Annotated in this window: 24 protein-coding genes; 10 read left to right on the top strand and 14 right to left on the bottom strand. The window is 43.6% G+C overall.

The window, feature by feature from the left end; all coding sequences use genetic code 11:
* Positions 1-7: 7 nt before the first annotated feature.
* The 3 genes from I3255_RS03590 to I3255_RS03580 all read right to left on the bottom strand — a co-directional run bounded on the left by I3255_RS03590 (position 8) and on the right by I3255_RS03580 (position 3,308).
* On the bottom strand, positions 8-829 hold the full coding sequence (locus I3255_RS03590) for a DUF547 domain-containing protein (protein ID WP_238036911.1): 822 nt from the start codon (positions 827-829) through the stop codon (positions 8-10).
* 106 nt (positions 830-935) lie between these two features.
* The gene (arsS, locus tag I3255_RS03585; protein ID WP_238036908.1) at positions 936-1,931 is read right to left on the bottom strand and encodes an arsenosugar biosynthesis radical SAM (seleno)protein ArsS; all 996 of its coding nucleotides are present in this window, start codon (positions 1,929-1,931) and stop codon (positions 936-938) included.
* A gap of 207 nt (positions 1,932-2,138) precedes the next feature.
* Complete coding sequence (locus tag I3255_RS03580) at positions 2,139-3,308, bottom strand: FAD-dependent oxidoreductase (RefSeq protein WP_238036905.1); 1,170 nt, start codon at positions 3,306-3,308, stop codon at positions 2,139-2,141.
* Between the two features lie 357 nt (positions 3,309-3,665).
* Here I3255_RS03580 and I3255_RS03575 point away from each other — a divergent pair, with 357 nt between their 5' ends.
* The 6 genes from I3255_RS03575 to I3255_RS03550 all read left to right on the top strand — a co-directional run bounded on the left by I3255_RS03575 (position 3,666) and on the right by I3255_RS03550 (position 9,344).
* Entirely contained in the window at positions 3,666-4,622 is a 957-nt protein-coding gene (locus tag I3255_RS03575) for an alpha/beta fold hydrolase (RefSeq protein WP_238036902.1), read from the top strand.
* 224 nt (positions 4,623-4,846) lie between these two features.
* The gene (gene dapD / locus I3255_RS03570; protein WP_238036899.1) at positions 4,847-5,668 is read left to right on the top strand and encodes a 2,3,4,5-tetrahydropyridine-2,6-dicarboxylate N-succinyltransferase; all 822 of its coding nucleotides are present in this window, start codon (positions 4,847-4,849) and stop codon (positions 5,666-5,668) included.
* 245 nt (positions 5,669-5,913) lie between these two features.
* The gene (gene queE, locus I3255_RS03565) at positions 5,914-6,645 is read left to right on the top strand and encodes a 7-carboxy-7-deazaguanine synthase QueE (RefSeq protein WP_238036897.1); all 732 of its coding nucleotides are present in this window, start codon (positions 5,914-5,916) and stop codon (positions 6,643-6,645) included.
* Between the two features lie 114 nt (positions 6,646-6,759).
* On the top strand, positions 6,760-7,872 hold the full coding sequence (locus I3255_RS03560; protein WP_238036894.1) for a multidrug resistance efflux transporter family protein: 1,113 nt from the start codon (positions 6,760-6,762) through the stop codon (positions 7,870-7,872).
* Between the two features lie 103 nt (positions 7,873-7,975).
* Positions 7,976-8,611, top strand: a complete 636-nt coding sequence (locus I3255_RS03555; protein ID WP_238036891.1) for a trimeric intracellular cation channel family protein — start codon at positions 7,976-7,978, stop codon at positions 8,609-8,611.
* Between the two features lie 67 nt (positions 8,612-8,678).
* The gene (locus I3255_RS03550; RefSeq protein WP_238036890.1) at positions 8,679-9,344 is read left to right on the top strand and encodes a trimeric intracellular cation channel family protein; all 666 of its coding nucleotides are present in this window, start codon (positions 8,679-8,681) and stop codon (positions 9,342-9,344) included.
* Positions 9,345-9,417: 73 nt separating this feature from the next.
* Here the strand turns inward: I3255_RS03550 and recJ are convergent, their stop codons facing one another.
* Positions 9,418-11,259 carry a single-stranded-DNA-specific exonuclease RecJ gene (recJ, locus tag I3255_RS03545; RefSeq protein ID WP_238037227.1) on the bottom strand — a complete coding sequence of 614 codons (1,842 nt, stop codon included), beginning with the start codon at positions 11,257-11,259 and terminating at the stop codon, positions 9,418-9,420.
* A 316-nt stretch (positions 11,260-11,575) separates the two neighbouring features.
* Here recJ and I3255_RS03540 point away from each other — a divergent pair, with 316 nt between their 5' ends.
* Both I3255_RS03540 and I3255_RS03535 read left to right on the top strand, forming a co-directional pair.
* A complete protein-coding gene (locus tag I3255_RS03540) occupies positions 11,576-12,091 on the top strand; it encodes a hypothetical protein (protein WP_238036887.1) in 516 nt (171 codons plus the stop codon).
* Between the two features lie 173 nt (positions 12,092-12,264).
* Positions 12,265-12,654, top strand: coding sequence for a hypothetical protein (locus tag I3255_RS03535; RefSeq protein ID WP_238036885.1), 390 nt, complete (start codon positions 12,265-12,267; stop codon positions 12,652-12,654).
* Between the two features lie 135 nt (positions 12,655-12,789).
* Here I3255_RS03535 and I3255_RS03530 read toward each other — a convergent pair whose 3' ends face one another.
* From I3255_RS03530 to uvrB, 4 genes are all read right to left on the bottom strand, one after another.
* On the bottom strand, positions 12,790-13,167 hold the full coding sequence (locus I3255_RS03530) for a hypothetical protein (RefSeq protein WP_238036883.1): 378 nt from the start codon (positions 13,165-13,167) through the stop codon (positions 12,790-12,792).
* 223 nt (positions 13,168-13,390) lie between these two features.
* A complete protein-coding gene (locus I3255_RS03525) occupies positions 13,391-14,101 on the bottom strand; it encodes a class I SAM-dependent methyltransferase (RefSeq protein WP_238036881.1) in 711 nt (236 codons plus the stop codon).
* Positions 14,085-14,684 carry a hypothetical protein gene (locus I3255_RS03520; RefSeq protein ID WP_238036879.1) on the bottom strand — a complete coding sequence of 200 codons (600 nt, stop codon included), beginning with the start codon at positions 14,682-14,684 and terminating at the stop codon, positions 14,085-14,087. The genes I3255_RS03525 and I3255_RS03520 overlap by 17 nt, the downstream gene beginning before the upstream one ends.
* Positions 14,685-14,874: 190 nt before the next feature.
* Entirely contained in the window at positions 14,875-16,986 is a 2,112-nt protein-coding gene (gene uvrB / locus I3255_RS03515) for an excinuclease ABC subunit UvrB (protein WP_238036877.1), read from the bottom strand.
* 457 nt (positions 16,987-17,443) lie between these two features.
* Here uvrB and dps point away from each other — a divergent pair, with 457 nt between their 5' ends.
* Complete coding sequence (gene dps, locus I3255_RS03510; RefSeq protein WP_201598413.1) at positions 17,444-17,926, top strand: DNA starvation/stationary phase protection protein Dps; 483 nt, start codon at positions 17,444-17,446, stop codon at positions 17,924-17,926.
* Between the two features lie 171 nt (positions 17,927-18,097).
* Here dps and I3255_RS03505 read toward each other — a convergent pair whose 3' ends face one another.
* The 4 genes from I3255_RS03505 to I3255_RS03490 form a co-directional block, all read right to left on the bottom strand.
* Entirely contained in the window at positions 18,098-19,186 is a 1,089-nt protein-coding gene (locus I3255_RS03505; RefSeq protein ID WP_238036875.1) for a cation diffusion facilitator family transporter, read from the bottom strand.
* Positions 19,187-19,346: 160 nt separating this feature from the next.
* On the bottom strand, positions 19,347-19,898 hold the full coding sequence (locus I3255_RS03500; protein WP_238036874.1) for an acyl-CoA thioesterase: 552 nt from the start codon (positions 19,896-19,898) through the stop codon (positions 19,347-19,349).
* A gap of 154 nt (positions 19,899-20,052) precedes the next feature.
* Positions 20,053-20,463: a DUF2177 family protein gene (locus I3255_RS03495; protein ID WP_201598416.1), complete on the bottom strand. Its 411-nt coding sequence runs from the start codon at positions 20,461-20,463 to the stop codon at positions 20,053-20,055.
* A gap of 39 nt (positions 20,464-20,502) precedes the next feature.
* Complete coding sequence (locus I3255_RS03490) at positions 20,503-21,393, bottom strand: LysR family transcriptional regulator (RefSeq protein WP_238036871.1); 891 nt, start codon at positions 21,391-21,393, stop codon at positions 20,503-20,505.
* Between the two features lie 105 nt (positions 21,394-21,498).
* Between I3255_RS03490 and I3255_RS03485 the strand changes: the two genes are divergently transcribed.
* On the top strand, positions 21,499-22,671 hold the full coding sequence (locus I3255_RS03485) for an MFS transporter (protein ID WP_238036869.1): 1,173 nt from the start codon (positions 21,499-21,501) through the stop codon (positions 22,669-22,671).
* 102 nt (positions 22,672-22,773) lie between these two features.
* On the opposite strand, the gene I3255_RS03480 is transcribed toward I3255_RS03485, so the two are convergent.
* Together I3255_RS03480 and I3255_RS03475 are read right to left on the bottom strand one after the other, a co-directional pair.
* On the bottom strand, positions 22,774-24,228 hold the full coding sequence (locus I3255_RS03480) for a cyclopropane-fatty-acyl-phospholipid synthase family protein (protein ID WP_238036867.1): 1,455 nt from the start codon (positions 24,226-24,228) through the stop codon (positions 22,774-22,776).
* A gap of 82 nt (positions 24,229-24,310) precedes the next feature.
* Positions 24,311-25,351 carry a DUF1365 family protein gene (locus I3255_RS03475; RefSeq protein ID WP_238036865.1) on the bottom strand — a complete coding sequence of 347 codons (1,041 nt, stop codon included), beginning with the start codon at positions 25,349-25,351 and terminating at the stop codon, positions 24,311-24,313.
* Positions 25,352-25,423 lie beyond the last annotated feature (72 nt).

Below are 25,423 nucleotides of genomic sequence, written 5' to 3'. Positions count from 1 at the left end.
CATTGACTTATTTTTTGTTCAAATTCCAATTGTAGTCGGTGTAGCTGATTTTTATTTTTCCTTGATTTAGATCTGCTGTCTGGGCTTTGTTCATTCCTAGTGATGAGCTATAGCGACCTAAAAACCCTTCTAAGTTTTTTGTACCACGCCAATTGCTCTCAAAGTCTGACTTATACCATTTAAAAATCGGCGACACCCTTAGTGTATTGCCCTTGAAATTGTTGCGACTACCATCTGACAAAAATTTAGCAGTTGCCTGCTCTAATTGACTGTCCAAACCCCTGCCAGTAAAGGCGTCATCTTGCAGTGCAGGACAACCAATACTCGCACAATTAACCGCGAAGTGAATACGCGGATCGTTGTAGCGCTTGGAGCCACGAATGAGGTTGTGCTCGATATCATCAAGCGAGCGTGTTTTACCCAATAGTGGAATAAACTCCTGCTTCCACGGCGAGCCAAACAGACCGCCAATGTCTTTAATGGATTTAATATTAGGATATTTCGTGAGTACCAAATCGACCGTGCCAGCATTGTAGACATTAATCAAAAATGCCAACTGCTCGTTTTTGCTCCAGCGATTAAATTCTGCTTGAGAGACTTTACTCGTCGCTTCAAGATAACTTGCCAGCTTGCTCTTATCCGCTTGCATGCCCGCATAATTCACCACGGAAGCCTTACCGCCATTGGTCATGGTCACATGCTTATTTAATAAGTTATCCCAACTTTGATGGTTGAAACCTGCATAGACAGCCGCGCTTGATGATAAAATCGCGAGCGCAATAATTGGTTGCACGACCAAGGTCTTTGTTGAAACATTCAATCTTGACATAAGATTCACTCCACTTGAATTGGTGATGTTTGTCTGTCGCAGCTGTCCAGCTCGATAGCCTAACAACTATTTATGATCAACGACCCTTAATGGTAAATATGGGCGTCTAAACAGTCGTGTCTACTATCGTCTGCTCTACGGTCTCTTCTTCTAACGCACCACCGCAGCTGCTTCCCTGTCCTGCCGTACAGCCGTAGCAGTGGTCCGCAATAGCAATGGCATCACCAGAGGGATTTTGGGTAAGCAGATCGCTGAGATGACGTCGCGATTTATTGGGCACAGGCATCTCTAATTGCTGATTAAAATCACAGTCGAACAATTCGCCCAGCCAATTAACACTGATAGTCGAGCGACACATCACTTCACTCAAGTTGTCCGCCACGTAGTTTTCCTTGAGTAAGCCCATGTACGGATGGAATTCATTTTTGGCCAATAGTACTGCACCAAAACGCTGAATCGGCATATTGGTAAGGGCAAACAGATGATTGAACTCTATATCAAAATGTTCCTTTAGCTCGCGCTTATAGTCCGCTTCAAGCTGCTGCTGATTGGGCGGTAAGCTCGCGCCTTGCGGATTATAGACCAAGTTCAAGGTCAAACCTGAATCAGCCCTACCATAGCCTAACTGGTTCAGTTTCTGCAGTCCTAATATACTATCGTCAAACGCACCTTTGCCGCGCTGCTTATCCACGTTTTCTAAGGAGTAACACGGCAGGGAAGCCACGACTTCGACTTGGTTATCTGCTAGAAACTGCGCCATGTCCTCATAGCCATCTTCCATAAGAATGGTCAGGTTACAGCGGTCTATTACTTTGACGCCCAGCGCACGCGCCGCTTTGACCAAATACTTAAAGTCCTCATGCATCTCAGGGGCACCGCCCGTCAAATCGAGCGTATCAATATTTTGCGCTTGCAATACTTTGGGAATCAGCTCAACCAACTCGCGTGACATCATCTCCGTGCGATAAGGACTGGCCGCCACATGGCAATGGACGCAAGACATATTGCATAAGTAGCCCATGTTGACTTGCAGTATCGTTAGTTCGCGACGTTTGATCGCCGGAAAGTCGGTGTGCTCAAGTAGTTCGATAGTCGATTTCATAATCGTATAGACCCCGTTAATAACACAACTCAAAAAAGATATGTTTACATATAAGTAATTGCTTTTATTTGCTATTTTATAAACATCATACCTTATTTATTGACCTTTCATTTTACATTTTGTTTAATCAATCATACCTGATTGTGAATCACTGGTAGCATCAGTTTTGTAAGATCGATTTTGTTATTTATGCCAACCAGTGCTGCTCTACTTAGCCTTCACAAAGCGCTGATCGATATACCGTTTTAGATACCAAATCCCGCGACCTTGTAGACTGAGCGCTCCCCAACTGGCAATGGCGTACTTGTCCCCGCAAGACAATAAATATAGCGTGTTTTTTTTGGGTTTATAGTCTTGCATGGGTTCGTCTTTGAGATAGGCCAATAGGTTATCTGCCTCTATCGCGCCGCCATGTACCGCATGAACGCCTGAATGCGCGACGTCTTTGTCCACTCGCGTGGCAACATCACCAACGGCGAATACATTAGAATGAGAGACACTCTGCTGCTTGGCATTAACGGCGATAAAACCATTATTTACTGTCTGTAAATCAGTGGCAGCGGTCCATGCTGATCCTACCACTCCCGTCGCGGCGATCACAGCATCCATTGGCAGCGTGTCATGTGCGGTCAATAAATGACCATCATGATAACCAGTCGCTCGCTCATGGACTATCTTAATATCATGGCGATGCAGCTGCCTAATAACGCGTTGCTGAAAACGCGGATTAAACCCTGACAACAGATGCTCACCGCACACCAGTGTCACTTGATGATTTAGATTGATATGCTGTAGCGCGACTTGAGCTGCCATGACCAATTCGGTCGCGGCGGCCCCAGCACCAACGATTGCCAATTGATATTGACTGGCTTGCCGCGCCTCAGCCAAAATCTGCTGCCAATGCGTGATAAACTCTGACAAGGGACGAATAGCGATTACGTCTGTACTAGCGTGAGTATCCGTCTTAGCATAGCTGTCTCGTTTATCTAACCAACGCATATCTGTCTCTGCACCCGTATTTAAAGACAGCAAATCATAATCAAGTACCAATCGCTCATCGCCCGTTGTCGCGACCATGTTGGATGCCGCATCAACCTGCACGATCGACTGCTCAATAAAGCGCACACTTGCTCGCATACAAAGTGTTTTTATATCGATACTGATATCGTCAAGCGAGTAATGTCCTGCCATCCAACCAGGTAGCATTCCTGAATATATAGTCTGCGGTTGCTCGCTAATTAGAGCGATGTCTATAGCCGTTCCCTTGAAACCCGTACTCTCTAGCTGCCCAGCAACAAGCCGACGTAACAGTCCAATATGAGCATGACCTGCCCCTGCTAACAATAGTTTCTTTGGCGACAGCTGTTTCATTGGCATTCTAATCAAAGTGATGGATAGGTGTTGATAAGCGAATTGTAGTGCTTGTCATATAAGTAGCACAAAAGCAGTTTATAAATAAGATATGTCTGATAGACGACCCTGATGATCGGGTGGATGGTATAAGTGGCTTAGATAATTTAGATAATATTGACCATACTCATTTTTGTCATTAAATGGTGCTACCAAGTATAGATTTCATTACCCTGTCACGTAACACAAAAAAATAAGGTAAAATGGTCGACCAATCAGCGCCTAGTAAAATAAAATCATAACGACGCCACCTAACTGATCGGTATTTATGAAATAACGATCCATGAAAAATATAGACCATTAAAACCTGTCAAGGAAGCTTATATGAGTAACACTCTCGATACCAGTAATGATAACATTCTCTCTTCCGACAACACTCACTACTTACACCATGACTTTTTTGAGCCAAGTGACAACAATGTTGCCATCAGTGCGACGCTATTGATTGTGCATGGGATGGCAGAGCACAGTGGTCGCTATGCAGATTTTGCACAGTTCTTGGCGAACAATGGCATCGCTGTCGCAACCTATGATCATCTTGGGCATGGCCAGACCATCAAAACCGAAGCGGATTTAGGGTTTTTTGGTGAAGAGCATCCAGTACAATCGCTGCTAAAAGATGTGATTGTCATGGCAGATAGCCTAAAGGCACGTCACCCTGATGTACCGCATTTTGTGATGGGCCACTCCATGGGCTCATTTATCGTGCGTAACGTACTTAAGCATCATGCGCATAATTTTACTGGAGCGATATTGATGGGTTCAGCAGACGTCAATCCATTGACCAAAGTTTTGCTGCCTATCAATAAAGTGCTGGCAAAAGTGGCGCCAAAACAGCCAAACACCGTCCTTGCCAATACCATGAATAAGGTATTGAACAGTCAACTAAAAGATCGCACTGCATCATCACAGTTTGCTTGGTTGAGTGAAAATACTGCAAATATCGAAGCCTATGAAGCTGATCCAAAGACTGGTTTTGACTTTACCAATAATGGCTTTATAACATTGTTTACTTTGATGGATACTGGATTAAATAAAGGCTGGGCCACTACCATTGCCAAAAACTTCCCAATGCTGTTTATCAGTGGTGAAGATGATCCTATTGGTAACATGGGACGCGGTATTCGCCGCGTGGTCAAACGCCTACATAAACAAAAATTTAGCCATGTTGATATTCAGCTTTATCCCAATATGCGCCATGAGGTATTGCACGAAACAGATCATCAAACGGTTTATCAAGATATTTTGGCGTGGATAAAAAACACTGCACCAGACGCTTAAAGCACGATAAACAATTCATCTTGAGCAGTCTTTTGAGCGCTTTTTCTCGAGCATTGCCATAATGAAATACTGAACTTGTTTGCTAAAAGTGGTCAAATTAGCGACAATATGGCAAGCAAGTTTTTGAACCAAGCCATACCTTGAATTTTCTTTAGGCCGGGTCATATAAGTCTTTAACCATAACATTAAGATCACCCTCCCTTTCATTCATTTTAGGAACCTTTATGTCATTACAACAAACCATCGAACAAGCTTTTGAAAACCGCAACGAATACAGCCCAAGCAACATGCCACAAGACGTGCGCGACGCGATTGAGCAAGTACTCGAGCAGCTAGATAATGGCAGCCTACGCGTGGCCGAAAAGAAGGATGGCGAATGGGTCGTCAACCAGTGGGCCAAAAAAGCGGTACTGCTATCGTTCCGTTTGAACGACAACTACGTTCAAGCAGCGGGCGAGCACGTACAGTTTTATGACAAAGTGCCAACGAAATTTGCTAACTGGACTGAAGCACAGTTCAAAGAAGCAGGCGTCCGTGTGGTACCGCCAGCCGTTGCTCGCAAAGGTTCATACATCGCAGCGGGTGCGGTATTGATGCCTTCTTATGTCAACATTGGTGCGTATGTCGATCAAGGCGCGATGGTTGATACGTGGGCAACCGTTGGCTCATGTGCGCAAATCGGTAAAAACGTGCATCTATCAGGTGGCGTTGGCATCGGCGGTGTTTTAGAGCCATTACAAGCCAACCCAACCATCATCGAAGACAATTGCTTTATCGGCGCGCGCTCTGAAATCGTTGAAGGCGTGATCGTCGAAGAAGGCGCTGTTATTTCTATGGGCGTCTATATCGGTCAATCTACACGCATCTATGACCGTGAGACTGGCGAGATTCATCGCGGCCGTGTACCAGCAGGCTCTGTTGTCGTACCAGGTAGCTTGCCATCAGAAGACGGCACTCACAGCTTGTACGCTGCAATCATCGTGAAAAAAGTAGACGCGCAAACTCGTGCTAAAACATCAGTAAATGAGCTATTACGTTTAGCCTAGTATTTTTAATACTTATGGCCTCGTACCCGAATGGTACGGATGGCGATAAACTATCTTTACCAAAGACGCTGAAGAAAACTTCAGCGTCTTTTTTGCACCTTAATGCAGAGCGTTGCGTTATAATCCGTTTTTTGGTTTTGTTTTATCCAAACATAAAACGACAAATACCACAACCTGCCTTCTTCTTTATTACGATTGATAACCGCTTCATCGCCTTATCAACCTTTAACTGTATTTGACATATTATGAGTGAATCACTATTGCGCACCGCCGCTATCCCCGTCACCGACCCTGAAGCAGGGTTGCGTTTGACTGAGATTTTTTATTCCCTACAGGGTGAGGCACTGACGTCTGGCTTGCCGACGATATTTGTACGTCTAACCGGCTGTCCGCTGCGCTGCGTCTACTGTGATACCGAATATGCCTTTACAGGCGGCGAGCGTCAGTCATTAGAAACCATCATAGACATGATCAAAAGCTACCCATGTAAGCGCATTTGCCTGACTGGCGGTGAGCCATTAGCACAGCCCAACGCGATTGAGTTGATGAAACGCTTGCTCAGCGATGGCTATGAGATATCCCTTGAAACCGCAGGCGCGCTCTCGGTAGCAAATGTACCATCAGCCGTCAGCAAAGTGATGGATCTCAAAACACCAAGCTCGGGCGAAGTCGATAAAAACTTATGGTCAAATCTCGATCATCTCACCGAGCACGATCAAATCAAGTTTGTCATTATGAACCGTACAGATTATGACTGGGCAAAAGAAAAGTTGAACCAGCATCAGCTAGATAAACTGGTCGGCACCGTTTGGTTTTCTCCGATGTTTAACGTGGCAGACGATGTTGATGAAGCGCTTAGCCCTGAGGTGCCTGTATTGGCAAGAGAGCTTGCTGAATGGATGCTGGCAGATGCCTTGCCCGTTCGCTTCCAATTGCAATTGCATAAAATCATTTGGGCAGATGCCAAGGGCAAATAAAAAGACAAACCATATGCTAATCTCTGACAGATCACACTCTAATCACTGATAGAGCATCCATTTAGAACAATAAATACAAATCCATATACAGGCACATATTCTCAAGGAGGAAACATGATTCGGCTGATCTTACTGGGGCTACTGTCAGGTGCGTTTTTTAGCTCAACCTTTGTATTGAATGAGTTGATGAGCGCTGCTGGTGGGCATTGGTTTTGGTCAGCAAGTCTGCGCTATGTCTTTATGCTATTGCTATTGACAGCGATGATTGGTGTTCAGCATGGCGTGGGTCGGATCGGTGAGCTATGGGCGATTTTTCGGCAGCATATAGGGTTCTGGTGCATTACTGGTAGCATTGGCTTCGGCGTGTTTTATACTGGCATCTGTTACGCAGGTGATCACGCCAGTGGTTGGGTCGTAGCAGCGACCTTTATGTTTACTGTCGTGACCAGTTTACTTGTCTTACTGGCATTCGGACAGCGCTTTGATAAAAAATTCATCGTTTATGCCCTGATTGTCTTTGTAGGCGTCGTACTGGTCAACGTCAGTGAAGGTTTGCATGCGCCTAGCGACGCTAATACGATACCGCTGACACAGATGCTGCTGTATGGCGCACTACCAGCATTGATCGCCGCATTTAGTTACCCTATTGGTAATCAATTGGTTTGGCAGGCATCTTACAATGCGAAACAGCATAAAGCCAAGCATCAAGATAGGCATCAAGATAGTGAGCACCATTCGCAGCCGATGCGTGCCGAGACAGCACTATTAGCCAGTGCCCACGATGCTGCTGATACGCATAGCGCTGACCGTGACACTGCGAACCGCTCCACACTGCAAACTTTGATCGGACGTATTCCCGTTATCGAGACGGATCTGTTACAAAACGCCTTTAACAAAGTGTGGTTGATGACCGTAGGGAGTTTGCCATTTTGGCTCGTTTTAGGCATCATGGTGCGCCCTGAGTTACCGGGCAGCGCGCAGGTGTTTAACACGCTGCTGGTCGCCTTGTTATCAGGGGTGGCCGCGACCAGTCTGTTTTTATATGCGCGTGAGCAAGCGGTGACCTCAAGCGAGGTCGCTGGCGTTGACTCGACCCAAGCCAGTGAAATCATTTTTGCCTTGATTGGTGGTATGATCCTGCTGGGAAATCCACTACCGTCAGCCTTAGGTCTGGTCGGTATTGTACTGATTATCATCGGCTTGATACTGTTTGCAAAAGACGGCTAGACGGCAATTTAACAATGGTCTGATTTGTCTTAATTATCTACAAAACACCCATTTAAAACGAGAATACCCATCATTTTGATGTTCAAGATTTGGCAATATAACCATGGTTAATGATTTAATTTTTCCTGATATTCTATTATATTTATTGGACATGGTGGGTATCATCGCTTGCGCAATTGCAGGGACGTTGCTCGCTCAGCACAAAGGCTTTGATATTGCTGGCTGCATCTTGGTTTCGATGGTCAATGCCATCGGCGGCGGTACGCTACGTGACATGGCACTAGATCGTCATCCACTATTTTGGATGACGGATCTCAACTATGTGATCGTCATTACCGTGACATCCCTTATCTTACAAATATTCTTTCATCTCTATCACAAGATTGATAATGCACTTAAGCTTTTTGATGCCATTGGTCTCTCGGCATTTAGCGTGATTGGTTTTAAGGTCGCATTGACCCAAGGTATGTCACCTCTTGTCGCTATTATGATGGGCGTCTGGACAGCCATTATTGGTGGGATGCTACGTGATATTATCTGTAATGAGATACCGCTCGTATTACAGCGTGAGATTTATATCACGGCTAGTATCGCAGGATCTGTGACGTATTTATGCCTACAGTACGTCGGTGTCAGCGCTGGCATCAATGAGTTTATTATGCTGTTTGTTATCTTTGCGGTACGCATGCTGGCGCTTAGATTCGACTGGCATCTGCCCTCTATTCGTCTGGTTGCTTAATCAGCTACTTAGTAGATTGATGGCTCTAGACATGACAAACGATAATTAAAAATAGTGAGAATGGCTTATGTTGGCTATCGCGTTGGATCCTGCAGCTCTAATCACTACTTTTGATCCGCGCTCTTTGATCTATTTCTTTGACATGATTGGGATTATCGCCTGTAGCGTTTCAGGGACGATACTGGCGAAGCATAAGAACTTTGATGTCTTTGGTTGTCTACTAGTCTCTATCGTCACAGCCATCGGCGGCGGCACCGTACGCGATGTCATTTTGGATCGTCATCCGCTGTTTTGGATGGTAGATATGAGCTATCTGACGCTCATTACGATCTCTTCCCTAGCCATGCAAATATTTTTTCATCCGAACTCAAGACGAGTCGATAAGTTCCTAAAACTGTCCGATACCATCGGTCTATCCGCCTTTACGCTTATAGGTATTAAGGTCGCTGATAGCATGGGTACCAATGTGTCAGTGGCACTGTTATTGGGCGTGATCACCATCATCGTTGGTGGCATTATTCGCGATATGATTTGTAATGAGATTCCACTGGTATTGCAGCAAGAGATTTATATCACTGCGGCGCTAACTGGGGGTATTCTATATTTTGCTCTAAAAAACTTAGGCGTTGCCGATTGGGTTGCTGATGTTTCTGCAATGAGTACGATTTTTACCTTGCGTATGCTGGCTATTCGTTATGATTGGCAGTTCCCCACTCTTGAGTGGAAGTACTGAGCCTAAATAAAAAAGCTACTGGGAATAAATGGTATAAGTGCGCTCCAATCTGACCGCACTTAACACTCTAGCCTTAACCCTGCTCTACCACAGCCAAGTCTTTTACCATCAGCTGCAAGCTTTGTTTACCATTCCATTCATTGATATCTAGCTGAAATAGTAAATGCACTTTTTTGGCACGATAATCCCAAGCGTCATTATCAAAGTTAAAACAGATTGCCTCAATCGGATATTGAACGTCTGGATAACGCAATGATAGTTTAAGGTGCTTGTCTTTCAATATCTTAAAACTCAATACCTCAAACACACCGTCAAATATCGGCGGTGCAAATCCATGACCCCAAATGCTAGCATCTGCTAAATGTTCAGCAAACCACAAGCTGAAATCTCCCGCATGCAAAGGTCCATCAGTGAATTTCTGCTCTGCAAACACGTCATCATCCATTTGTGCCATAACTTCGTTAAACGCGGCGACAAATGGCTCAAAATTACGACGCTTTAGGGTGAGACCTGCCGCCATCGCATGACCACCAAAATGACTGATTAAATCAGGCTGACGCTCGGCGACTTGCTCAATCGCATCACGAATATGCACGCCAGCGATCGACCGGGCTGATCCTTTGATCGCATCGTCTTCACCAGTCTGCTCCGTATCTGCCGGCGCAAAGACAATGCTAGGCAGATAGTGGCTTTCCTTTAAACGTCCAGCAACAATACCAATCACGCCTTGATGCCAATCATCCTGATACAGAACGATACTACGAGTGTCTGTATGGCTTGTCTTATGAGTAGTGACGAATTGAGTATTAACTTCCTGAGTAATGAGGTCATCGCCACTGTCACTTGTACTTTCATCGATCTCAATATCAGTTTCAGCAGCCAATGCCTGTACAATCTTATCTGCTTGCGCACGCATCTCGCCTTCTACATGACGGCGTGTACGGTTTAGCTGCTCAAGCTCTTGCGCCAGACGCTGGGCGGTGCTCCAATCTTCAGTCAATAAGCACTCAATCCCGATACGCATATTATCCATACGTCCAGCCGCATTGATACGTGGCCCTAAGACAAAGCCAAAATCCTGCGCGTGTAATTGCTTGGGATCACGGCCTGCTTGCTCAAGTAACGCCAAAATACCCATACAGCAGCGACCTTGACGAATAGCAGATAGCCCATGATGCACTAATATACGATTGTTTTTATCGAGTACGCCGACATCTGCAATCGTTCCAAGCGCTACCAAATCTAAATACTGACTAACCTGTACCGTAGACTTGCCAGCGTCGCGGCGCAGCTTTGCCAATCGTCCGAGCACATAAAACGCGACCCCTACCCCGACCAGTGCTTTGCTCATGAAATTGCAAGCAAGCTGATTGGGATTTACGACGGCTTCAGCGGGTGGTGTCTCTTTGGTCGTGAGATGATGGTCAGTGATAATCACCGTAATACCATCTGCTTGGGCGCGCGCCACACCTTCATGACTGGAGATACCGTTATCAACTGTCACGATCATGTCCGGCTGAAAGGTTGCGATGCCCAATTCGACAATCTCTGGCGTTAGCCCATAACCATATTTAAAACGATCGGGCACCAAAAAATCGACGACTGCCCCCATCTTCGTGAGTGCGCGCATCATCAGCGCGGTACTGGTTGCGCCATCACAGTCAAAGTCACCAACGATCAGGATACGCTGACCGTCATCGATAGCGATATCCAATAGACGCACGGCTTCAGTGATACCATGCAGCATGTCAGCAGGCAACAGGCCAGACAAGCCAGTCTCCAGCTCATCAGGCGCAGTGATACCTCGACCTGCATATAAGCGAGCGAGCGTCAATGATTGGGCGGCCAGTGGTTGCAACGCGGCGGGCAACTCGTCAATGCGAGTGCTGGTATTACGGGGGGTTAAATTTAGCATGAGCATATTTTACTGTCTTTAAGGCAGGGTCACAACGACAATTTATAGCGTCTCTGTACACTAGCTAATATTGCATTTATTTACCAAAGATGTTGGCTTAAATGGTAGTTTGGAGAAAGGGTTTATTCAGTGAACACGTATCGTATGTGGCTCTTTATTTACAAAAAGGATGCATAGTGACCGTACTTTTCTGCATTTTGCTACAAAGCAATGATTGTATGGCGCCTATAAATCCATAGAATAGTAAACAACTGAGAGACTTGCTAATTATTGAATTTTACATCATTAATATTTTAATTATTTATAAGGATACTTTATGAAAACCACACCAGCTGCTGAAAAACTACCAAATACAATTGATCCTAGCCTAGATCTTGATCAAGTTAAAAAAGAATGCCTTGGCATGGTAAAAAAACGCGCCAGAGTATCTGCTGGTGTCGCCATCGTTCCTGTACCGTTCTTTGATGTGGCGGTTGATGCTGGTATGCTGACGCAATTGATTCCTGAGATTAGCGAACGTTTTGGTTTGATCGAAGACCGTCAATCAGCCATTAACCTAGAATCACGCGAAGTCCATTGGAGCGCTGTCAAAGATCGCACCGTCGATTTTGCAGGGCTGATGGCGACACGTGGTATCGTTAAGAAAACCATTCAAGGCTTTGGTGGTCGTATCGCGGCAAAACAAGTCACCAAATTTATCCCATTAGGCGGTCAATTGGTTGCAGCAACGATGGGTTATACGATTTTTAAGAAAATCGCCACTGATCATATCAACGAATGCTATAAGCTAGCAAAAGATATTCAGCAAAAAGAACATGGCAAAAATGTCTAATAAAAATTAGGCTACGCCATATCTATAGAGCCAGCTATGAAATTTTTTAGCTGGCTTTTTTGTGAGTGACAGCATTGCAGACTGCCTCAAGCGACTGGTTAATGATGCCATTACTATGTTTTACTGATAATATACAGCTTTAAAGATTATCAAATACCTTAAAGGATTCACTTATGAAAAAACTTTTGGCTTCGACAGTTATGCTGGCTACTGTCGCCCTAGCAGGCTGCACCACGACAGGTGCTGCAAATAACGGCACAGGCACAGCAATCGGTACCGCAAATGAAATTGGCATGAATGTCTTTAGAACTGCGATCGACAACCAATGCCGTAGCCAAATTGAAAAACAAACCGCTTGGCGTGTTGCAAGCGTCGCCATGACAGAAGCGCAGCAAGAGTCTGTCAAAAGTAACGTTTGTGGTTGCGTGAGTGAGCAAGCACCGCAGCAAGTGACCATCGTTGAATTGGGCAATGCCGCCATCGACTCACAGTATCGCACTCAACTGGTCACTAGAGTTGTCGCGAAATCTCTACAAAGCTGCTATGCCAGTTTTGTCAAATAAGCCGTAACCTATATAACGATGTGCATCACTCTATCGTTACACATCAAAGCAAGCTAATAAAAAAGGTGCGTTATAAACAACGCACCTTTTTTATTAGCTTGCTTTTTTATCATATACGCAATTCAATACAGCAGCCTAGAACTTATTGGAGTCCGTTGGGTTCTGTGATAGAGCGGCGGTAAAAGGCAGTAACTGGCCACGGCGGAAGTACTTAGAAGAACCATCGATGATTTTATCCACTTCCTTAACCAAATCACTGATAACGTCGTCATAGATACCGTGATATAGCTCTTTTTCGAATGCAGTAAACGGATGCTTACGCGATGCTGAACCGACCTCAGTCACGCCTTCTTTACTATAAAAAATATCTACGCGGCCATCACTATTCAATACACAGTTCAGTTGACCACCTTCGAGCTCCATCTCTACCCGCTCAGGCATAAAAATATAATCATCTACGTTGATGAGCTTTTTTTCTACTTCTCTTTTAAAAAACGACTTGATATCAAACATAAGTACATCCCTAACTTTATAATTATCAGATACGTGAGCATGCCTAACTTTATAGTTATTGCACAGCATTTACATAGATGCTTAGTGGGTCATGCTTTACACCGTTATCTTATAAGATAGAGAGCGATTTTTTAAGGTGCGATATGTAAAACTGCGTTTGATGTTGGTAAGAACGTGACCCATACCTAGCGATATCAGCCGTGAGTTATATATGCTCTGTTGACTATATAGCTTTAGCTCTAATAAGAAGAAATCTAGGTAGTTTGAATCCTCTACCTTTCAATTCAACTAGCTTTTCCACTATAAAACTTTGAGAGGTCAATATATTAAAGTAATTTTCAAGAGAATGGTGAAAATGGGTAGTGATGTGACTTGTTATACCATTCTGTATTTTAAAATTACCTTCTACCATGCATGTTTCTGAATATAAGAATTCTTTATCATTCACATATCCCCAATATTGTGGCCAAAAACATGGATGAGGAACAGTCATAATAAGGGTGCCATTCGGCTCTAATATCTGTCTTGACGACTTAATAAAGCTATTGAGGTCAAGTACATTGCTTGCAACCATATTTGATATCGCTGTATCAAATTTCATACCGTTGAGTGAGAGTTTCTCGATGCTTGAGACAAAAAATTTTAGACTTGCACTACCATACTTTTCATTCGCAATTTCAATCGATTTTTTACTTGGGTCTATCCCTAAACAATTCTGATGCAAAAGATGTGCTTGCGCAGTTAACCAACCCGTACCACATCCAATATCTATCAAACCACTAGTCTTAGAAATCTCTTTAAGAATGGCAGGTGCTAAAACCTCAATTGCACTGTGATCTAATCCAGAACTTATTTGATATTCTCTGATAGCTGCAATACTATCCCACTCTTCAACTATCTTAGACTCTTCTTTACCGCTAATTATGTTTGTCATATGCAGCCTTGATTGAATTTATAAGATCGACAGCAATAGAAAAAGTGGGATTTGAAGAATCTAACTCTTCTATAATGTGCGATTCGTTAGGTCTCTGCTGTCCTATTGCTACATAGGAGGAGTTTTTATTATTTGCGTTCACTATTGTAAAACGAGTCAAAGGATCAAATCCAAGCTTTCCATAATCAATAACTTTAGCACCTAGTTTTTCTAATTTTTTTAACTCTTCGGTTTTTTGATGCACTAAAAAAGTTAGTTCGCCTTTTCTAGCTTTGTCCTCTAATAATTTCATAATCCGATCTTCTAAGATCCAACTTGCATCTCTTGAGCATATTTCACAGGCACCAGCTGTTTTCAACATACTATGCATATAATTATTTATCTTTTTCTTATTTGGGTACTTTTTTTTAGATAACCGATAAGTATCTTTCAAATCTGATAGCGCAGCACCAATAAACATAAGAATAGCTATAGTCAAGCCCACAATTTGCCAAGCTGAAAACTCACTGAAATTTGGTTTAAGTGTAAAGAACAGTCCTATAATGGATGCTAAAGCTGCAGCCCAATTTAAAAAAGGTTTCAAATACTACCTCAACTATTGCAGTTAATGTTAAGAATACTCATCAATCTATCATGTTTGAAAAAAATCTTTCAAATAAAATTGAAATATGTATTTATACTACCTGTATAAATACTTGCTTCTTAATAAAAAAGGTGAGTCACAAACTAGGGAACTCACCTTTTCACTTATAAACGACATAGAAACTCAGAGACTAAATTAAATGCGCTTTTAACTCCAGCACCTTATCACGTGTTTTTGCTGCCTCCTCAAACTTCAGATCACGAGACATTTGCTGCATTTGTTTCTCAAGGCGTTTGATTTCTTTGGCCAATAAATCAGGACTACGCAAGATATTGATATCCACATCAGGCAAATTGCTCTTGATTGGAATCACTTGATTGTCATTGGCATCATGGTCATCACCTGTATCAATTTTATCAGTGATACTACGGCGTGCGCCTTTTGGCGTAATATTATGCTCAAGGTTAAAGGCAATTTGCTTATCACGGCGTCGATCTGTCTCGTCTATCGCCTTTTGCATACTTGGTGTAATACGATCGGCATAGAGAATGGCTTTACCGTTCAAATGACGTGCTGCACGACCAATGGTCTGAATAAGTGAACGCTCAGAGCGCAAGAAACCCTCTTTATCAGCGTCAAATATCGCCACTAATGAGACCTCAGGCATATCCAAACCTTCACGCAGCAGGTTGATACCGACTAGCACATCATGCACACCAGTACGTAGCTCATGAATGATTTCCATGCGCTCTACCGTGTCGATATCCGAATGCAGATAGGCGACCTTGACACCATATTCTTTCAAATAGCTGGTCAAATCTTCTGACATACGCTTAGTCAATGTGGTAATCAATACACGCTCGTCTTTTTCACGGCGTTTGGTAATCTCAGACAGCACATCATCGACCTGCGTTAAGACAGGGCGTATCTCGATCTCAGGGTCAATCAAACCCGTTGGACGTACGACCTGCTCAACCACCTGCTCACTATGTTCAAGCTCATACAGCGCTGGCGTGGCACTGACGTAAATCGTCTTAGGCTTGATGCGCTCCCACTCTTCAAACTTCATGGGCCGATTGTTCATCGCACTTGGCAGACGAAAGCCATAGTTGACCAAGTTTTCTTTGCGTGATCTATCCCCTTTATACATCGCGCCAATCTGAGAGACCGTAACATGCGATTCATCGAGGAACAATAATGCATCTTCTGGAATATAATCAAACAACGTCGGCGGCGCTTCCCCTGATGGACGACCAGAGAGATGCTGTGAGTAGTTTTCGATACCGTTACAGTAGCCAAGCTGTTGAATCATCTCAAGATCATACTGGGTACGCTCTTTGAGGCGCTGTGCTTCAATCAGTTTATTGTTTTCACGAAAATACTCCAAACGCGGCTCCAGCTCAGCGCGTATGGTTTCACTGGCTGCTTCTAACTTATTGCGCGGTGTCACATAATGTGATTTTGGATAAATGGTAATACGTGGCACGCTGCGTACAGTTTTGCCTGTCAAAGGATCAAACCACGTGATTTTCTCCACTTCATTGTCAAACAAATGCACGCGTACCGCCAGCTGCTCAGATTCAGCAGGATAGATATCTAGCAGCTCACCACGCAAACGATAGGTACCACGGCCAAAATCTAACTCATTACGGGTGTATTGCATCTCAACCAAACGCTTAATGGTTGCGGTACGGTCTATCTGATCACCAACGACGACGTGCAGCAGCATTTTTAGATAGCTTTCTGGATCACCCAAACCATAAATACACGATACCGATGCGACGATAATGGCATCACGACGCTCTAACAAAGCACGTGTGGCGGACAGACGCATCTGATCAATGTGATCATTAATGGCGCTGTCTTTTTCGATAAAGGTATCACTGGCAGCGACATACGCTTCTGGCTGATAATAATCGTAATAGCTAACGAAATACTCAACCGCATTGTTCGGAAAAAACGACTTGAACTCACCATATAGCTGAGCCGCCAGTGTTTTGTTGTGTGCCATAATGATAGTTGGGCGCTGACATTCAGAGATGACCTTAGCCATGGTATAAGTCTTACCAGAGCCAGTCACACCTAGCAATAGCTGTTCATCCATACCAGAGTCAATACCTTTGACCAGCTTTTCGATGGCTTGCGGCTGATCGCCTGCTGGCTCAAAATCTGTGACCATCTCAAAGGCACGGCTCGAGATTTGCGTCCCCGATGCATTAACACCACTGATTTCAGCTTCGCCTTGGAGCTGAGTGGCCAATTGGTTTAACTGACGCGATGAGCGCGGTTCAGGCATTCTCATAGTAATTTTCTTCTTATTAAAGTTTATAACAATATGGGGTCTGAGCAGCGGTTTTTAAAGGCTTTTTAACGGATAATGACGAGTCTTATCTTATACATATTGCCATATCGCGCTACGCAAAATATAAGTCTGTAAAGATACTATTTATCGATAAATAAACCTGCCGTTGTTATAAAAAACGCACACAGACTTTGATAAATTTACAAAGATTTTCACGGTTAACAAACCCGTTACACGACCACCTAATAAAGCCTAACACTCAGGGGTTCCAACATCGATTTAAGCTGCTATTATCGATCATGAATTAACAAGCAGGTGACCTTCAGCCGACTGATAGAGATATTTCTTATATCATTTATTTTGGATTGATTGTCACTGAGTAAGAGTAAAAGACTAATAACAATACATTGAACTTTTCATTCAATATAATAATTTTAAATAAATAACGGAGTAAAATATGAGAGAACGTTACGCAAGTGGAATTTCAGACGATACCGCCAAAAAAATGATTGATTTGCTAAATGCTAACCTAGCAAACGTTATTGATCTAACCTTAGATGGCAAACAGTGCCATTGGAACCTACAAGGTACTGGTTTCATCGGTGTACATCAGCTATTAGACGAAACGTCAGATCGTATCCTTGAAGTATCAGATACTATCGCTGAGCGTATTGTGATTTTGGGCGGTCAACCAAACGGTTTGGCAAGTCGAGTAGTCAAAGAGTCTATTCTAGATGACTACCCAACCGACATCACTGAAGTAGATCAGCATGTACGCGAACTAACTAGCCGCTACAAAAAAGTAGCAGAGGCATTAAGAGAAGCTATTGCTACTGCTGGTGATGCTGGCGATGAAGATACCGCTGACCTATTCACTGAAGCTAGCCGTATCATTGATAAAGATGCTTGGTTCATCGGTGCGAATGCACCAAAGAAATAAGTATCCGTGAATTAATGGATTTTTAGATTCATAATTATCGATAGAAAAAGCCGTCATTATTGACGGCTTTTTTGTGTCTTACACAATGAATGACGTATCGAATATTTAACAATTTACTTGCTGTCAATGAATCCGCCTACTATATTTTCTTTTATTGACTTGCTGTATAGATCAAATATCTTCTAATTTCAGAATATCAGCATTGGGTGCCGATAGTGTCAAAATTGCCTCTTGGAATACAGGGTTATCTCGGAACAGATTTTCAATCTCTTCAAACTTTTGAGCGATATGCTCTTCTTTTTGATTGCCTGCGATATCCACTGCGGCGACCATAAAGATCTTCTTAGGACCAACCCACTCTAAATGTAGATAAGACACACTATCGATATCTGGATGATTAAGTAGCTCCCCTAAGACATACTCATGCATGCGATCGGTAACTCTATGCCCGACCAAAAAATCACGATTACGGCTAATCAAAAATATCGCGACCACACCCAGTAGTAAGCCTACAATGATAGAACCAAGCGCATCCCAATAAGGCTCTCCAGTATAGGCATGCATGCCCATAGCGGCGGCAGCAACCACCAAGCCAATAACGGCAGCTAAATCCTCAAAGAACACACCGCGCAAGGTAGGATTAGAGGTATCTACTACATAGCCAAGCGCACTAATATCGAGCGCCTCACCATGCTTCTTACTTTGTCTATAGGCCTGAACTAGCGAAAACCCTTCAAGTACAAACGCTACTGCTAAAACGATAAAAGCAATTGTATAGTTGGTCTCAGATTCAGTAGCATTCCACTCTTTAATACCCGTATAAATAGACACAATCGAGCCTGCCGTAAATACACCAAAAGCAGCAATCATTGACCAGACATAGGATTCTTTGCCATAGCCTAATGGATGGCTCTTATCAGCAGGTTTGACGGATTTTTTTTCTGCGACAATCAGCAACGTACCATTGCCCGCATCTGCCCATGAGTGAGCTGCTTCAGCAATCATGGAGGCAGATCCTGTCATAAAGGCGGCAACTGTTTTTGCAATGGCGATAATGAGATTGGCACCAACGGCAATCAACACCGTAATGAGCGAGCCTGAATGCTCATCGTTGGTTTCAGGACTTTGGTTAAGGGTATGCTTTAATTCAGAATCATTGAGGGCTGTCAAATTGCCAGCTCCGCGCGCACGATGACTTGGCACTTTAGAAGCAGCTGACGAATGATGTTGGGGATTACCAACGGATGGCTTTAGACTCATACTAAACTCACTGGAATAATACGTTGATAGTGGATATATTCACCATAGACGAATGGCTTGAAATACCCATCAGCTTAAAGTAAGCGCTTTACAATATCAGTGTCTTTTTAGTGAGTCGTTGTATAAGGTGCTGGTTATTAACCAGCTAAAAATTGATAGCTTATTTAGCATTATCTTCAGCTTCATTAAATTTACTATTCATTGTTTCAAGATCACAACTGGGACGATGTGAGCTGTCCATTCGCAGTTTTTTTCGCTCTTTTGCAGCATCAGCGCGGCACTGCTGTAGGTTACTTTTTATATCAAGCGGCGGCGCAGCGGTTGGTTTACCATTATCGTCAATAGCAACCATCGTAAAGTAACAGCTATTGGTATGGCGAACCTTTCGAGCACGTACGTCCTCTGCTTCGACGCGAATACCTATCTCCATTGACGTGGTGCCGACATAGTTGACACTAGCCGCAAAGGTAACCAGCTCACCCACATATATTGGCTCACGGAACATGACCTGATCCACCGATAATGTCACCACATAATTACCACTATAGCGACTGGCACAAGCGTAAGCGACCTGATCGAGCATCTTGAGCAAATCGCCACCATGTACGTTACCAATGAAGTTTGCCATATCAGGCGTCATCAGAATCGACATGTACAGCTCATGGTTTAATGGGGCTTTTTTGGCAGTCGAGCTGGTATTGTATTGCGGCATAACGTTCCTTACATGGTTTGACACTTATTTGTTGTGCCTACCATTTATACAGCAGGACACCAAATAGCGCAAACAGCCCTGTGTCTCTAATCGGTCTAGGTTATGTAAATCAAAGCTATATAAGGCCAGCTTTTATGAACAAGGGCGATCTTGATTAGCTCAACCAATGAAAACGATAAGCCAACCACGCGACAATCGCGCTAACCGAACCTGTTAAAACACCGCCCCATACAAAGTCAACGAGCGCTGTATCTAGCGTAAAGCCCTTGTATAGAGCCAAGTTAGTAAAGTCATATGTACCGTAAGCCATCAAGCCAATCAAACCACCAAGTAAGAAAATATGACCAACCGATGCACCTGCTTTGATTTGTGGATATAGAATCAATATGCAGAGTGCCAAGACATAAAACATATAAAACACGCCAGCAGCCATCATATTTGGCTCATCCGCCAATAGATGACCGATACGCGACTCATAAAAAGCCCCTTTCATGGTCGTTAGCCAAACAGCGTCTACGCCCAAAAAAATGACCACAGCGGCAAGATAAATAAAAACATAACCCATGATAATACCCCTTATAAAATGAATAAAGACGAATAAAACTTATAATGTCAGTCGTGGCTGAATAAAATCTAAAAATGCTAAAATACGCGATGATACCGCGCTGTTTTTGTAATAGACCGCCTGTATGGCTTCGCGATTGTTTGGCCTAACTATCGCTTCAGGCAACACCTCAACCAATCTTCCAGATTTCAAATCGTCACCAATCATAAAATGTGACAGTAAAGCGATACCTTGATGATTTAAACACAGCTGACGCAAAGTCTCACCGCTACTGCCAGTCATATGAAAGTTCAGTTTCACTGGTGTTTTTAGTGGCCAGTTATTTAGTTTTGATGCATCGTTAAAGCCAATTAATTTATGAGTGCTCAAGTCATCAATATGAGCTACTTCATTATGCTGGTATAAATATTCAGGACTGACTACTAGCCGCAGCTGACTTTTACCCAATAGACGCGCATGCAAGTTTGAGTCTTTTAAATCGCCAATTCTGATAGCCAAATCCGTCTTATGCTCAAGCAAGTCGATGATATTGTCATGTGATGTCAAATCAAGCGTGATATGCGGATACTGCTGCACAAACTCACCAACCAAAGGCGTCAGCTGATGCAATACAAACGGACTTGCAGCGTCGATTCGTAGATGCCCACTTGGCGCTTGTTTTAACAGCTTAATCGCCTCTTCACCGGTATATAACGTATTTAAACTTTCACGCGCATATTTAATAAAGACATGCCCTTCCTCCGTCAGCTCCAAGCGCCGTGTCGTTCTATTTAACAGCGTACATTGCAGCGTATCTTCGAGTCTGGACACCGCACGAGATACTTTAGCGACTTGCTGATTCAGCACATTGGCAGCGCCAGTAAAACTGGCCGTATCCACTACCGTCAGAAATATCTCTATATCTTCTGTTTTAGCATGTCCCATCATCATGATGACCTTTACAAAATTGACAAAGGTATTTTGTCATTTATGCTGTTTTTTGCAAACTATAAATCCGTCAAACTACGCACATCGTTTAATTATTAGGATGTCGTTATGCCACTCGCTTTATGGGCGCTTACTCTAAGCGCATTTGCAATTGGGACAACCGAATTTGTCATTGTTGGACTAGTACCAACTATTGCCGCAGATCTAGGCGTGAGCTTACCTTCAGCAGGGTTGCTCGTCAGCCTATATGCTGTCGGTGTTGCCATCGGTGCTCCTATACTTACCGCACTCACTGGTCGCTGGAATCGTAAAATCGTACTGATGAGCCTAATGGGTCTATTTGTCATCGGCAACTTGCTGGCTTGGCAGGCACCCAGTTATGAAACCTTAATACTTGCCCGTATCTTGACCGGTCTGGCGCATGGTGTGTTTTTCTCTATTGGTTCCATGATTGCTACTAGCCTTGTCAGTAAAGAAAAAGAAGCCAGCGCAATTGCCATTATGTTTACCGGACTCACTGTAGCGCTGGTCACTGGTGTACCCCTTGGTACATGGATTGGACAGCATTTCGGTTGGCGTGCTACGTTTTTGGTCGTCTCAGCACTGGGCTTAATCGCTCTAATTGGTAGCGCAATATTAGTACCAAAAAACCTAAAAAAATCTGTTCCTGCAACCTTCAAAGAGCAATTACAAGTCATTGTAAAACCACAATTACTACTGGTTTATCTCATGACTATCCTTGGCTATGGCGGTACGTTTACGGCATTTACTTATCTAGCCCCTATCTTAGAGCAGCAGACCAAATTTGCGCCATCAGCCATTGGTCTCATCATGCTCGTATATGGCGTGTCCGTTGCGATCGGTAATATCTGGGGCGGAAAACTTGCAGATAAACGCGGTCCTATTAGTGCGCTTAGCATTATATTTAGCGCCTTAAGTGTCATTCTTTTACTGTTCACCTTTACTATGCAATCCAAGATTACTGCGGTTCTAACTATTTTAGTATGGGGTGCTTTCGCCTTTGGTAATGTACCAGGCCTACAAATCTACGTGGTCAAGCAAGCTGAAAAGTATACGCCAAACGCCGTCGATGTCGCTTCTGGATTGAACATTGCTGCATTCAATATCGGTATTGCACTGGGCTCCATCATCGGTGGTAGCGTGGTCGAAAACATGTCACTGCAAGACACGGCTTGGATCGGTGCTGTCATCTCTCTAATGGCATTAGCGGTAACACGCTACTCCGGTCTGCGTGATAAGCGTGCCCTGCAAGTATCATAGAACTTTTCAATATAGAATTTTTCAATACATAGGGTCTCAAACTGTTTATGCAGTATGAGACCCTATAAGTGTTATGAACAAACCATATCTATATCATCAGACTTATACCGATGCTGTGTCTGCCATATCTGCGTCATGAAAGGCCGTCTCATCGTTCGAAACGGTTTCGTTCTTCAAGACCGCACTTGGCAAATCAGAAAAATGCAGCGTGTCGATATTGTTAGGCTTCACCGCAGTGACTTGGACCACACCGATGGTACGCTCCAAGAATCCCCCTTCGCAGTAACAGAAATAAAACTCCCATAGGCGGATAAAGGCATCGTCATAGCCAAGCGCTTGAATCTCTGCACGCTGTGCCATAAACGCAGCACGCCAATCACGCAACGTGTACGCATAATCAAAGCCATAATCATGTAATTGCTTGACGACCATATCCGTCTGCTCAGTAAACTGTGTCGTCAGCTCCTGGTTGGAAAGCAGACAACCCCCTGGGAAAATGTGCGTTTGGATAAAATCGACTGAATCTATGTAGTCTTGATAGTTTTGATCATTAAAGGTAATCGCTTGCAGCACCATGAGACCTGTCGGTTTGAGCAAGCTATTACACTTGGCAAAGAAAGTCGGTAAATATTCATGCCCCACCGCTTCAATCATCTCGATACTGACTAGCTTGTCGTACTTTCCCGTCAGCTCACGATAGTCTTGCTTAAGAAGCGTAACCTTATCAGACAATCCTGCCGCTTCGACTCGTCTCTGCGCCTCGTCATATTGCGCATCAGATATCGTCGTGGTAGTCACATGGCAACCATAATGGGTGGCAGCATAGATAGCAAAACCGCCCCACCCTGTACCAATCTCAATAACATTATCATCAGCACTCAGCTGTAATCGCTGACATATGAGCGATAGCTTGTGCTGCTGAGCATCGCTAAGCGTCACATCAGGCGTCGAATATACGGCTGACGAGTACATCATCGTATCATCCAAAAATCGCTGATACATATCATTGCCCAAGTCATAATGCGCTAGGATATTGGATTTAGAACCAGATTTATCATTACCACGCAGCTGATGCTTTGCTTTCTCAAATGCTTTACTAACGCCCGCAAAACGGTTTTCTAATTTATTAAGCACTTCTAAGTTACGCGCCGCCAAGCGAATCAGGCCTGTCAAATCATCCGTCTCCCATTCGCCATCGATATAACTGTCTGCTAAAGCGATAGAGCCACCCAGCAGCAGTTGACGATAGACAGCATTATCATGAATACGCAGCGTGACATGCAGAGGATGACGACCAACCGCCGAACTACTTGCCACGCTAGGGGCGACAATACCAAAGCTAGTTGTCTTAGGTTCTTGTTTACCAAATGTCTCAATCAAAGTAAGACTGCCAAACTGGATATGCTGTAATGCGCGAAATATAAGCTTTCTGGCTAAATGATTCACGCCGTCACTTACTGGTTGTAGTACGGCACTTTCGTTAACCACTTTACTCATGCGAGCGGTTAACTTCTCTAATTTTGTCACTGGTGCTCGGTCGGTCGGTCGTACTGACATCGTATGGTTGTCCTTGTTTAAGTTCTTTTATTTTGAAATTGACTATATAAAATGTTTTGCTGGTTTTTGCATTTCTAGATTATCAATCGTTTAAAGCTTCACTTTTTAAAGAGGCAGATGTTTTCTGATTGCTGTCGGCTAGCTTTTCATCATAATTGATATAAGGCACCTTTTTGATCGCATAGAGTTTAAAAGCTTGCCCATAAATACGCGCTAACGATGTTATGTTCATGAGCGGGTTTTTTCGTAAGCTATTGCGAACGGTCGTTTCTGTCAGCGGCACTCCTGATATCTTTATACCCGTTTTTAGGACCTCCCCACGCTCATCACTGATATCGATCGCAATACGGACTTGTAAGCCCGTATTTGATTGATTATCTATCTTATGCTGTTGTGTACGTTTCACCGTCACCTGCCAGCGATACAGCTGATCAATCGGGTTAAAAGGTGACACATGAAAATCTTTATCATGACAAAACTCAGTCTCTTCCCCTTCTAGCAAAAACCCATAGTAATGACGCTTATCCCAAGGTGTATTGGACACTTCAGCCAATAAGTGCGTAGGCGTCTGCTGCTCATCAAACCCTAAGTAAAAATTAACTGGGCTAAAATACATGCCCGCATTACGGCAGACAAGTAATCCCAACATATTGCCTTCAGGTGCGCTACCTACATGTTTAATAAATGCTTGGCTCAGACGCTGCTTTAGTGATTGATTAGATTGTAAGTTGCTATCAATATCTTCATTGATACTTAGTCTTTCATTACTACTTAGGCTATTGAAGCTTTCTAAATAATCATCAGAGCAAAATCGTTGCAGCGCCTTTGTCTTGGCTGAAAATAAAGGCAACCCTTTTGCTAATAACTTCTTTGGTAATATCTTGCTCAGGTGTGATACGACTAAAACCTTGTGCTCCCCAAAAGCTGCCGTATCTATTTCTGGAAGATCTTGTCCGGCGGCCAATGCACTAATATTGATACCCCAATAGCGATACGGATAGACAAATTTATTCACACTAGGAAGCAGCCGACTATGCCATGTTATGCCTTCAAACAACTGATGCGGTAATGCAGTCGCCTCATCAGTTGGCATAGCATTAGCGGATTGCGTGGACATGGTCATAGACAGTCTCTTTTGTAGCGGCTTATTGATATAGAACGGTTTGATATATTGATTGCGATATTAATCGCATAG

The sequence above is a fragment of the Psychrobacter sp. Ps6 genome (genome assembly GCF_022129235.1).
Lineage (GTDB): Bacteria > Pseudomonadota > Gammaproteobacteria > Pseudomonadales > Moraxellaceae > Psychrobacter.
Note: the sequence above shows the minus strand (reverse complement) of the source record. Positions and strands in the feature narration are given on the sequence as shown.

Excerpts from the sequence above, each read along its gene's own strand:
- I3255_RS03590 (WP_238036911.1), bottom strand. The coding sequence starts at position 829 with ATGTCAAGATTGAATGTTTCAACAAAGACCTTGGTCGTGCAACCAATT.
- arsS (WP_238036908.1), bottom strand. The coding sequence starts at position 1,931 with ATGAAATCGACTATCGAACTACTTGAGCACACCGACTTTCCGGCGATC.
- I3255_RS03580 (WP_238036905.1), bottom strand. The coding sequence starts at position 3,308 with ATGCCAATGAAACAGCTGTCGCCAAAGAAACTATTGTTAGCAGGGGCA.
- I3255_RS03575 (WP_238036902.1), top strand. The coding sequence starts at position 3,666 with ATGAGTAACACTCTCGATACCAGTAATGATAACATTCTCTCTTCCGAC.
- dapD (WP_238036899.1), top strand. The coding sequence starts at position 4,847 with ATGTCATTACAACAAACCATCGAACAAGCTTTTGAAAACCGCAACGAA.
- queE (WP_238036897.1), top strand. The coding sequence starts at position 5,914 with ATGAGTGAATCACTATTGCGCACCGCCGCTATCCCCGTCACCGACCCT.
- I3255_RS03560 (WP_238036894.1), top strand. The coding sequence starts at position 6,760 with ATGATTCGGCTGATCTTACTGGGGCTACTGTCAGGTGCGTTTTTTAGC.
- I3255_RS03555 (WP_238036891.1), top strand. The coding sequence starts at position 7,976 with ATGGTTAATGATTTAATTTTTCCTGATATTCTATTATATTTATTGGAC.
- I3255_RS03550 (WP_238036890.1), top strand. The coding sequence starts at position 8,679 with ATGTTGGCTATCGCGTTGGATCCTGCAGCTCTAATCACTACTTTTGAT.
- recJ (WP_238037227.1), bottom strand. The coding sequence starts at position 11,259 with ATGCTAAATTTAACCCCCCGTAATACCAGCACTCGCATTGACGAGTTG.
- I3255_RS03540 (WP_238036887.1), top strand. The coding sequence starts at position 11,576 with ATGAAAACCACACCAGCTGCTGAAAAACTACCAAATACAATTGATCCT.
- I3255_RS03535 (WP_238036885.1), top strand. The coding sequence starts at position 12,265 with ATGAAAAAACTTTTGGCTTCGACAGTTATGCTGGCTACTGTCGCCCTA.
- I3255_RS03530 (WP_238036883.1), bottom strand. The coding sequence starts at position 13,167 with ATGTTTGATATCAAGTCGTTTTTTAAAAGAGAAGTAGAAAAAAAGCTC.
- I3255_RS03525 (WP_238036881.1), bottom strand. The coding sequence starts at position 14,101 with ATGACAAACATAATTAGCGGTAAAGAAGAGTCTAAGATAGTTGAAGAG.
- uvrB (WP_238036877.1), bottom strand. The coding sequence starts at position 16,986 with ATGAGAATGCCTGAACCGCGCTCATCGCGTCAGTTAAACCAATTGGCC.
- dps (WP_201598413.1), top strand. The coding sequence starts at position 17,444 with ATGAGAGAACGTTACGCAAGTGGAATTTCAGACGATACCGCCAAAAAA.
- I3255_RS03505 (WP_238036875.1), bottom strand. The coding sequence starts at position 19,186 with ATGAGTCTAAAGCCATCCGTTGGTAATCCCCAACATCATTCGTCAGCT.
- I3255_RS03500 (WP_238036874.1), bottom strand. The coding sequence starts at position 19,898 with ATGCCGCAATACAATACCAGCTCGACTGCCAAAAAAGCCCCATTAAAC.
- I3255_RS03495 (WP_201598416.1), bottom strand. The coding sequence starts at position 20,463 with ATGGGTTATGTTTTTATTTATCTTGCCGCTGTGGTCATTTTTTTGGGC.
- I3255_RS03490 (WP_238036871.1), bottom strand. The coding sequence starts at position 21,393 with ATGATGATGGGACATGCTAAAACAGAAGATATAGAGATATTTCTGACG.
- I3255_RS03485 (WP_238036869.1), top strand. The coding sequence starts at position 21,499 with ATGCCACTCGCTTTATGGGCGCTTACTCTAAGCGCATTTGCAATTGGG.
- I3255_RS03480 (WP_238036867.1), bottom strand. The coding sequence starts at position 24,228 with ATGTCAGTACGACCGACCGACCGAGCACCAGTGACAAAATTAGAGAAG.
- I3255_RS03475 (WP_238036865.1), bottom strand. The coding sequence starts at position 25,351 with ATGACCATGTCCACGCAATCCGCTAATGCTATGCCAACTGATGAGGCG.